This is a genomic window from Acinetobacter sp. Ver3, assembly GCF_000632455.1.
Taxonomy (GTDB): Bacteria; Pseudomonadota; Gammaproteobacteria; order Pseudomonadales; family Moraxellaceae; genus Acinetobacter.
Window position 1 is genome coordinate 1 of sequence record NZ_JFYL01000087.1, and the last position, 9,949, is coordinate 9,949.

13 protein-coding genes are annotated in these 9,949 nt (G+C 48.1%); 3 read left to right on the forward strand and 10 right to left on the reverse strand.

The window, feature by feature from the left end; genetic code table 11:
- Window positions 1-139 (forward strand): helix-turn-helix domain-containing protein (locus CL42_RS17765; protein ID WP_135897992.1); only part of this gene is annotated, 139 nt, incomplete at its 5' end.
- Between the two features lie 91 nt (window positions 140-230).
- Here CL42_RS17765 and CL42_RS14550 read toward each other — a convergent pair.
- From CL42_RS14550 to CL42_RS14570, 5 genes are all read right to left on the reverse strand, one after another.
- On the reverse strand, window positions 231-650 hold the full coding sequence (locus tag CL42_RS14550) for a PaaI family thioesterase (RefSeq protein ID WP_000029507.1): 420 nt from the start codon (window positions 648-650) through the stop codon (window positions 231-233).
- A gap of 1 nt (window position 651) precedes the next feature.
- Window positions 652-1,116, reverse strand: a complete 465-nt coding sequence (locus CL42_RS14555) for a PaaI family thioesterase (protein WP_000378064.1) — start codon at window positions 1,114-1,116, stop codon at window positions 652-654.
- Between the two features lie 56 nt (window positions 1,117-1,172).
- Window positions 1,173-2,144, reverse strand: a complete 972-nt coding sequence (locus tag CL42_RS14560; protein WP_000186299.1) for a BtrH N-terminal domain-containing protein — start codon at window positions 2,142-2,144, stop codon at window positions 1,173-1,175.
- Entirely contained in the window at window positions 2,141-2,767 is a 627-nt protein-coding gene (locus tag CL42_RS14565; RefSeq protein ID WP_000952904.1) for a TetR/AcrR family transcriptional regulator, read from the reverse strand. The genes CL42_RS14560 and CL42_RS14565 overlap by 4 nt, the downstream gene beginning before the upstream one ends.
- Before the next feature lie 83 nt (window positions 2,768-2,850).
- Window positions 2,851-3,720, reverse strand: coding sequence for a metal-dependent hydrolase (locus CL42_RS14570; protein WP_000149466.1), 870 nt, complete (start codon window positions 3,718-3,720; stop codon window positions 2,851-2,853).
- A 656-nt stretch (window positions 3,721-4,376) separates the two neighbouring features.
- On the opposite strand from CL42_RS14570, the gene CL42_RS14580 reads away from it, so the two are divergent.
- On the forward strand, window positions 4,377-4,607 hold the full coding sequence (locus CL42_RS14580) for an IS5 family transposase (RefSeq protein ID WP_004656998.1): 231 nt from the start codon (window positions 4,377-4,379) through the stop codon (window positions 4,605-4,607).
- Window positions 4,608-4,645: 38 nt separating this feature from the next.
- Here the strand turns inward: CL42_RS14580 and CL42_RS14585 are convergent, their stop codons facing one another.
- The 3 genes from CL42_RS14585 to CL42_RS14595 form a co-directional block, all read right to left on the reverse strand.
- Window positions 4,646-5,860, reverse strand: a complete 1,215-nt coding sequence (locus CL42_RS14585; RefSeq protein ID WP_001193555.1) for an NAD(P)/FAD-dependent oxidoreductase — start codon at window positions 5,858-5,860, stop codon at window positions 4,646-4,648.
- Window positions 5,861-5,946: 86 nt separating this feature from the next.
- Window positions 5,947-7,440 carry a cytochrome P450 gene (locus CL42_RS14590; RefSeq protein ID WP_035270174.1) on the reverse strand — a complete coding sequence of 498 codons (1,494 nt, stop codon included), beginning with the start codon at window positions 7,438-7,440 and terminating at the stop codon, window positions 5,947-5,949.
- Between the two features lie 76 nt (window positions 7,441-7,516).
- Window positions 7,517-7,837, reverse strand: coding sequence for a 2Fe-2S iron-sulfur cluster-binding protein (locus CL42_RS14595; RefSeq protein ID WP_000078398.1), 321 nt, complete (start codon window positions 7,835-7,837; stop codon window positions 7,517-7,519).
- Window positions 7,838-7,976: 139 nt separating this feature from the next.
- On the opposite strand from CL42_RS14595, the gene CL42_RS14600 reads away from it, so the two are divergent.
- Window positions 7,977-9,038: an AraC family transcriptional regulator gene (locus CL42_RS14600; RefSeq protein WP_035270176.1), complete on the forward strand. Its 1,062-nt coding sequence runs from the start codon at window positions 7,977-7,979 to the stop codon at window positions 9,036-9,038.
- A gap of 240 nt (window positions 9,039-9,278) precedes the next feature.
- On the opposite strand, the gene CL42_RS14605 is transcribed toward CL42_RS14600, so the two are convergent.
- Both CL42_RS14605 and CL42_RS16835 read right to left on the reverse strand, forming a co-directional pair.
- Window positions 9,279-9,632, reverse strand: a complete 354-nt coding sequence (locus CL42_RS14605; protein ID WP_009516421.1) for a recombinase family protein — start codon at window positions 9,630-9,632, stop codon at window positions 9,279-9,281.
- Between the two features lie 117 nt (window positions 9,633-9,749).
- Window positions 9,750-9,949: ATP-binding protein (locus CL42_RS16835; RefSeq protein WP_045505274.1), on the reverse strand; the 200-nt coding region annotated here is incomplete at its 5' end.

The window sequence follows — 9,949 nt, forward strand, 5'->3', positions numbered from 1 at the left end:
CAAGGGCCGTAAGCCGTCACTGACTCCTGAACAAGTGGCTCTGCTGCATCAACGTCTTGAATCTGGCGACTACAAAACCAAGCGAGCATTGGCGAAGGAGTTTGGGATTTCTGCGCCAACGCTGTATCGGTATCAGTAGTAGTTCCAGCTATTTGATATTATTTGTCTATCTATTGAAAATTTTTCTGAGTAAAACAGGGTCGGCATCCTGAACTGAGCTTGCTCCAATTTTATTTGCTGCTAACCGTAAACAGGAATCGACCGATACAAACCAACTTGCCATCAAGTAGTAACTGAACCGATACTGTCGTAATGCGCCGACCCGCACGAACAATACTGGGGACTGCCTGTAACGTACCTATAAATGCTGGCCGCAGGTAATCAAAGGTCATCGTGGAGCATAAGGGCAGCTCATTATCACCACGCTGACGGGCAAGATAGGCGGCGGCGGCCACTTCACCAAAACTCGCGAGAATGCCGCCATGAAACGTGCCAATCATCGGGTTGCCGATATGCGAATCACGAAAGTCCATAAAGTACTGTATTTCTCCATGTTGCATTTCCTCACGAAAACCTAGAAAATCGACAAAAGGCTCGTCACACAATTTTAGTGGGGGTGTTTCCGCGCTCATCTGATTTACTATACTCATATCACTCGCCTCGCGCTTCATTGCTGTCAAAAGAGGGTCCCATCGTGCCGATTGCGAAAGAACCAGTGACAGTAGCCAGTAGCTCACCACTGTCTTCTGCAACCGCTCGGCCCGTGATAAAGGCCACCGTATCGGTTCTACCAATGCAATCCACTATCGCCTTTAAACCTACCGCAGAGGGAATACGTCGCAAAAAATCGACACGCAAATCAATAGTGGCAATCGGCTCTAACGACCGCAATGACGAAAAAATAGATAAGCCGCAAGTCGTATCCAGCAGCGTCACCAAAGCCCCTCGATGCAGTGAGCCTTTACGGTCAGAGAGTTGCTCAGAGAAGGGCATCGTCATCTCGGCATGACCATCGCTCACTGCACCAACACTAATATTGAACATATTGAATAAAGGGTGATTAGTACCAAAAAACGCCTTAGCCATGGTCAGGTGTGCCGTGTTATTACTGTCCATTTTTGAACTCCCGCCATTGCTGGCTGATTTTATTGCGAAAAAATTAGCGGCACGTCTCAAAGTGCAAGGGCGGCATCTGTATAATTACGTTCGGCCTGCATCACCGCCACAATGGCCTCTTCAATGGCGGCATATGGAAAGTTTGTGCTTTCCGAGGCAGACTTCAAACACATGGCTAATGCCGTCCATGCTTTTTCGCAAGCCCTCATTAACAGGGGCAGTCGATATTGCTGTACACTTGCGTCATAGTGAACCGCTTCATCAAGGAATTCAGCGTACATTTTGCGGAAGCCGCCGCCACCTGTGCCACGCTTTTCAATAATTTGGTAGGCAAATCGGGTCGTCCAGTGCCAATCGCCTGTGGCTCCCCAACGACTCAGTTCGGCCAGCCATGTTTCCAGTGCCGATATGCCACTCACAGCTAATGACTTGGCGTTGTCATGGATGACACCGGTAATCATCTCGGGGGTAATTTCGCCTTGAAACGCGGTGGGCGTGAACATATTGCCATAGTGAATAAATGGGGGCTGTGTAGAAAAACGTGCGCGGGTCAGTGCCTCTCGCGTCACCGACAAAACACTCGGACGCTCGGTATCGGTGACAAATACCGCACCTGTCTCTGGATTTCTCGACCAAGCGGCTATGGCGTGACCGGGAAAGTGCGTGCTGCTGTTGAAGTAAGGTAAATAAAAAATATCCGTCAGCAACAGGGTGGGGTGACCCGCATCCAAACATTTCTCCAGCGCGGTGGCTGCCGATTCGGGTGACTCGAAGGTTTGCCACTCAAAGGGTATACCGATACTTTCAAATACGCGCGCTTCAAACCCCAAAGACCGCACATGCACTAAAAATGGCACAGGGGCGTCAGCCATTTCCAAATAGGTCACGCCAAGCCCTGAGCCTAATCCAAAGCACATGGCCTCGGAAATATTCAGCCCATTAAACTCGAGCAAATCACGAATTGCGGAGCTGCCACAATGCCTCCCGATGGCGTGCGTGATACGGGATGGAGTCTTATAGTTGGTCACAGGTTTTTTGCCTCTTCGTGAAAATCTGGATTAAGGATGCCTCTTGTCATCATCTGCCATATCGCATCCGCGATCTGTTCAAGATTGTACTTACCATTTTCTTTATACCAAGTGGCAGCCCAGTTTATTGCTCCTAGCCCAATCAGTCTTAACAGATCTGCATCCACATCGTTTCGGATACAACCATAAGACTGCAGATCATCAAGAATTGTCTGCCAATATCGCTCGTATCTGTCTCTCTCAGCAATAATCTGCTCACGTGCGACTCCATGTACCGAGCGCCACTCAAACAACAACACATAAACCATATCGTCACCCGACATAAGGATATCGACATGTGTCTGCAGTGCCGATTGCATTTTTTTGAGTGGATCTTGAATCGCGGAAGTCGCCTCAACAATCCTGTAAATAGTTCTCTCAATAGCAAGCCGCATCATATCAACCAAAATATCGTCTTTACTACGATAGCGGTAATGCAGACTGCCTGGAAGAATACCACAAGCACTGGCAATTTCTCGCACACTGGTACGCTCAAAACCCTTTTCTCGAAACAGCTTGGCAGAAGCGGCTAATACTCTCTCGCGGTCAGCAACTTCGACTCGCGTAGATTCACTACTCAACATAGTTTGACTCATAACATTATATCAATAAGACAGGTTACTCGACTTGGTCAAGTCGAGTCGAGTCTTTCACGGTCTCTCCTGATCTATACAGCTTTTGCAATGGGGACATTAAAAACAATTCGTGACGCTTCCATAGGGTCTTGATGCTTATCATATTCAGCCAGCCAAGAATTAACCTTTTCTGGGATTTCGGTGTCGCTAGGATGGAAACCTGGCTTAAACCAGTCCAGATAGCGTGGAATAAGTCTGGTAATCAGGCCACGTGGTCCATAGAGGCGATAAAATCCCTTAGCAAGCACCAATGGCTGACCTTGTAGTTTGTCAATTTTCAACATATGCCAAAGAACTGAGCCAACCACCGCATGTACCAGTAGCGTTCCGATAATCAAAGCAGATGCGCGGGTGAAATACCCCCCACCTGCCGCTGTTTCGTAAACATCAAAGGCTACTGTTTTGTGTTCGACTTCTTCTACCCCATGCCACATGAACATGGCACGCATTGCGGGATGAGCATTCTTGAACATCTCACCCTCACCCTCCATAGCACCCTCGCCTAGTACAGCAGTAATATGTTCAAAGGCAGCTGTCATGGCCAACAGATACTTGGCGGGCAGGTGTTTTTGGGAGAGCCGAATAAATAATTTGAATCTTGCGATGACCTTTTCGACATGAATGCCTTGCGACTGCATCACCGCATTATACTGGTCATGCACAATGCCATGTTGCGCTTCTTGGCGAAAAAAGTTTTTGATATCTTCTCTCAGTTTAGGATCTGTGACCAGATCCTGATAGTTACGCACCGACTGAATAAAAAAACGCTCTCCATCGGGGAAGTGAATAGAAAGTGCATCAAAGAAGCGTGTTAACACCGGGTCACCGTCGTTCCAAAAAACTGGAACATCACTTAAATCAAACCGCGGCTTACGTGGCTGGATATTGATCATATGAGTCATGGCGAGAGTTTCCTTGTAAAGGCATCGAATGTCTGTAAACCTGCTATCACATTTGACCTTGAGCAATATTTTTCACCTTGGTCAGGCACAGCAAATATCACACAAGAATTCAACGGGTATTGGTCAAATGACCAAATGCATATTTTGAATATATATTGGTCGATTGACCAAATGTCAAGCCTGTCCTCAAAATTTGATAGAATGAGTTAACAACGCAGCAGGTGAGCCAGATCATCTTTGACATCGAATATAGCTACCAGACCTTTTGGCAGAGGTGTTTTTTTAATGTTAGTTTTTTTACATTAGAGTGTGTTGACGTTTGAAAATATTGATTGCAAATTGGAGGCAGACTCAGAGAATTAAAGCTCTCCCCATCCGAGTCCACCATGCCACGCTTTATGCTGAACGACCAACATTGAGCAAAGATTTCTCCTATGCTCAAGCAACAGGACATTGATCACAAACCAAATTTACGGCTCACCGTAGAAGCCATGCTCTACAGAATGTGGGTGAAATGTCCATGGCTAGACCTACCTCCTGACTGAGTTTGGTCAGCAGCCTAATCTCTACAAAAGATACAACGACTGGTCAGCAAAAGGTTTTTTCCAAAGCATACTCAGGGTTTTATCTACTGACTCTGATATAGAGTAGGGGTTATGGATAGCAATTACGTCAAGGCACATCAACATAATGCACGTGCTGCAACTCACGATCAGGAGGCGATTGGCTTAAGTCGAGGTAGCAAGACAAGTAAGATCCATCTTGCCGTAGATGGGTATGGATTACCCATCGTGTTTGCGATCACGGGTGGTGAATTACACAAAGCCAAAGCTGCACCTGACTTGCTCTCACAGGTATCTATCGATGCCATTCTGATTAACATCTGAATCAGCGTAATGCAAATCTAGCCTGATGTAGTTTTAAGCTACCCCATCAACGCCTGTACCGCAATCGACTCATCCGCCAACCGCAGTGGATCGACCGCCGTACCAGCCGTGATCAGCTTTTTGCTTAGCATAAACTCCTGCGGACGATTCACACAATCCGCCGCAATCAGGCGACCCGCCTGCAAATAAAACGCTGCAAAGCTACGCCTTTGCTGCACATCACCCCGAATCACGATCTGATCATACCCCTGACTGAGTCCCGCAATCTGCAACTTTAGATCATACTGATCTGACCAAAACCAAGGCAAACTCTTCGAGGTCCGCTGTAAGCCACACAAGGTCGCCGAGGCAATTTTGGCCTGTTCATTGGCGTTTGGTACCGACTCCAAGCGCATCCGCCGCTGATAAATCGGATTAAACGCATTGGCACAATCCCCGATGGCCACAATCTCTGGCGCACTGGTACGGCAATACTCATCAATCACAATACCATTGTCCACCTGCAAGCCCGCGTCCAGCGCCAACTCGATATTCGGTACAACCCCGACCCCGATGATCACCAGATCTGCATCGAACATCGAACCATCGGCACACAGCACCGCTTGCGCCCGCCCCTCACCCGTGATCGCCGTGACCGACACACCGGTATGAATCGTCACACCCTGTTCGCGATGAATCCGCGTATAAAAGTCCGACACTTCCGGTGCAGTTACCCGCTGCAAAATCCGCTCGGCGGCTTCCAAGACCACCACCTGCATGCCCTGCTCGGTCAATGCGGCGGCTGTTTCAAGACCGATATAGCCACCACCGATCACCACTGCTTTGCCGTTGGGTTGTACAAATGGCTGGATAGCCTGTACATCGCTGATATTTCTAAGATAATGCACACCTGCCAAATCAGACCCAGCCAGCGACACCGTCCTGACTCGTGCACCGGTACACAGCGCCAACTGGTCATACGCAAGCGTACTGCCATCTTGTAGTGTCACGCTGCGCGCTGCCCGATCAATCGCAACCACCCGCCCGTGCCGAAATTCGATCTGATTTTTTTGATAAAAAGCGGCTGGCCGAATCAATAACTCATCGACCAGTTGTGCACCGCATAAAAAGGTCTTGGACAACGGCGGTCGATGATACGGCAAATACGGCTCATCGCCGATCACCACAATCTCGCCCTGCCAGCCATCTGGCCGCAGACTTGCCGCCAACTGCGCCGCAGCATGACTTGCGCCAATGATGACGATTGTTTGCATATGAATTCACTCAGTTCATGGTTGATGCACAGCATCAATTGTTGCCGACGACAGTTGCAAAATGCCTCTGTCGCCTATTTTGATACCTACGCTTTGGCAGTCAGTTTGACCATCATCTTGGCATAGCCGCGCACAAAGTTAGACTGCACCAACTCTGGCTCACCCAATACCTCAATATTGTCGAAGCGAAGCAATAACTCCTCCCACAGAATCCGCAACTGCATCTCGGCCAAGCGATTGCCCATACAGCGATGCACACCAAAGCCAAATGACAAATGATTGCGTGCACCTTTACGATCAATGATCAATTCATCAGGTCGCTCAATCACTCGCTCATCGCGGTTGCCAGAAACGTACCACATCACCACCTTGTCGCCTTTTTTGATGGTCTGACCGTTAAGCTCTACATCTTGCTTGGCAATCCGACGCATATAGGCCAGCGGGGTTTGCCAGCGAATAATTTCGGATACCATGTTCGGGATCAAGCTCGGATTGTTTTTGAGTTTGACGAACTCATTTGGAAACAGGTTAAGTGCGTATACCCCACCCGTCATCGAGTTGCGTGTGGTATCGTTGCCGCCGACAATTAGCAAGACCAAATTGCCCATAAACTCCATCGGCCGATAAATCAGGTCTTTAGTCGCTTCGTTTGACTGCATCAAGCTGATCAAATCATAGCCCATTTCAGCGCCTGCAGATTTTTGTGCGGCTTTTCTATGCCATAACTCCGCAAAATGCTTTGCTGCATCGACTGCTGCATCAAAAATCTCATCCAAATTTGTCACTGTCCCACCTGTGGCCTCCGCAGTGCCAGCCATCAAGTCTGACCATTCAACCAATTTGTGCCGCTTTTCGTATGGGAAATCAAATAATGTTGCCAACATACGGGCTGTCAGCTCAATCGAAACATTCTGCACCCAATCAAACGGCTGATCCGTTGGCAACTGATCCAAAACCTCTTGCACGCGTAGCCGAATCAAACCCTCTAGCTCTTTGAGATTTTTTGGTGCGACTACATCCTGTACGGCCTGCCGCTGCACATCGTGCTTGGGTGGGTCCATTGCAATAAACATTTCAGCATCTAACCCAGGAGGGGTGTTGCCAATCGCGATCACAGGTTCAGCTGAAAAAATCTCATGATTTTTATCGACATAGACAATATCATCGTAACGCGTGACCGACCAAAATGCCCCAAACGGACTGTTGGCTTGATAATGTACCGGTGCTTCATCACGCAGCCGCTTAAAGTAAGACTGCCATTTTTTTTGCTTGTATAAAAATGGGTTGCTAACATCAATCTCAGCAAGTGCCAGTGTTGCAACTTCTGGAATCGGTTGCTCGATAAATGCAGGAAATTCTTGCACGTTAAACACACGGAATTTGGCTTTTTGCATCCACTGAATGCCGCGAACCTGCGTGTGCAATGGGACAAAACGGGTCACTTGACCATGCAAAAACTGCTTGCCCGTTTGAAACTGCTCATTAGACTTGACTTTATCCGTAACCGTGGTTGCTACGTCTGCAGCGGTGCTGGTGACAGTTTGGGTTATTTTCTCAAAAATTTCTGCGACTGAGTTCATGATGGTCTCCTGACTGAGCATCGTTGACGAGGTGTGTTTGTTAAGGCGGTTGATCCGCTGGGTTACAGCTGACGTGTTACATCTGAAACTCAGGCAGATGTACCGTCATGCCATCCATTGCATCGGTCACTTGGATACAACACGCCAAACGTGAGGTGGCAGCACGCTCTGGGGTCATTTCCAACATCTGCTGCTCATTCGCTTGTGCCGTACCCGCAACATCCGACCACTCAGCACTGACAATCACGTGGCAGGTACCACAGGCGCATTCGCCACCGCAATCCCCATCAATTCCGGCAACACCGTTTTCAACCGCCAACTGCATTAGTGACTTACCCGCTTCGATTGCAACGCTGGTTTGTGCACCATCGTGGGCAATAAATGTAATTTGGCTCATGGCTACGACTCCGATTTGGCTTAATTTCACTGTTCAAGCTCAAGATTACGCACTCTCTGCGGTTCTGTAGAGGTTATTATTTGACAAATAGAGGTCATAAAAAGACAATATTACCTCGTCAGCCAATAAAGCATATTCCATGTATCAGACTCACTCAGGCAAAGAACCCGCGATCATTCCGTGTAGCTATACCCGTTTGATCGGTCGAGAACTGGACTTACAAGCGCGCGATCTGCCGAAATTATTAAAATTCACTGCGCTGACCACTGAGCAACTGATGCGTGATGACACCATGATCACGGCCAGCCAACAAGCTCAGATCCTGCAAAACAGCATAGATCTATCAACATCTGAACAGTTCGGTTTGCGCTTGGGTCAGCGCCTAACTCCCTCAACGCATGGTGCGATGGGCTTTTTAATTAATAGTAGCCCGAACTTGCTAGCCGTGTTACATGCGTTTCAGACATTTTTGCCGACGCGTATAAGTTTGATGCGACTTGAAGCACATACCGATGCTGCGTGGACGAGCTGCATGATTTTTTTTGAGCAAACCCTGAATAGCGCAGTACATCGGCTACTGTCCGAAACCGTTGCAGTGATTTTTTCGGAATGTGCCGAATTTATTGTTGGACGACCGCTGACCGAGGCGGTGATTCAGTTTAGCCATCCCGCCCCCGATCATCATGCCTGTTACGCGGATTATCTTGCCGGTACCTATCAGTTTGATCAGCCACAACTGTCGATCCGAGTGCCGACCGAGTTGTGCTTGATTGCCAATGCATCCGCGCAGCACGATAGCTATCTGCTGGCGATGCAACAATGCGAAATGATCCTCAACCGGCTCAAGACCCAACAACACAGCACCACCTACCAAGTGCAAAAAGCCATGCTGTCCTATCCGCTCGGGCAACTGAGTGAAGAGGATCTGGCTGCAGCCTTGTTTATGAATAAGCGTACGCTGGCCAGACGTCTGGTCAAAGAGAACACGAGTTACCGGCTGATTCGAGATCGGATTTTATCTGAGAAAGCCAGTAGTTATTTACATGACCCTCAAATATCGGTCGAGGCAATTGCCAGCTTACTGAATTACCACGACTCTGCTAATTTTCGGCGCGCGTTTAAACGCTGGTTTGGTGTATCACCAAGTGCTTATCGGCGAAAAATCACCCATCGGCAAGAAGAAAATGACCTGAGAGAATGAGGTTGTTCGTATGATTGTTAATACGTTGAAACATCAATACGCCCTAGAAAAATACCTTAAAACGCTATGTCAGAGATGGCAATCATATGGCAGCCCTCCACTTCCAATCCGATAACCTCAACTCAACCCAACGCTTGCAACCCGCTGTGAACTCTGTAGAGGTTTTAATTCCCATTGCAGCCCATCCACCGTCAATGTCTTCAGTTAGGGGTCGTCTCAGGAAACGGAAAATATAGCACGCTAAGGATTTTCACTCCGACTTCTTTTAACGATATCCAACACGGTATTTTTGCTTAGATTGACCAGCCGACCGACTTGTCGATAAGAGTGTCCAGCAGACACCAACTCCAACACTTTAGGTGCCAGACGATCTGACTTGGTACGTTGACCAGGACGACGACCAAACACAACGCCACGCGCTTGTGCCGCTGCTACACCAGAGCGCACACGTTCACGTAGTAAATCTCCCTCAAACTCTGCTAATGCAGACATCACAGAAGCCATGAGCTTTCCCTGAGATGTGGAAAGGTCAAACTGCAAACCTGTTTGTGCCACCAGAGATACCCCGAAATGCCCAAGATTGTTGACGCTCACTTAATATTGACCAGCGATGCTCGTTGAATATTGACCAGGCATTTAAGCAATGTAGCGTACTACACTGCTGTGGATAAATCGATCAATTGCTGTTGCTTTTTCTTCACTGATCGACGGTTAAAATAACTCTCCTTTCTCTGCTTCTCGTTTCTTTATACGCTGCTTGGCTTCCTCCGTGCTTTGCTTAAAACGATAGGATTCATTACCCGTTTCGATGATATGGCAATGATGAGTCAGTCGATCCAGCAGTGCAGTCGTCAACTTAGCATCACCAAATACATTGCTCCATTCCGAGAAGCTCAAGTTCGTCGTAATGA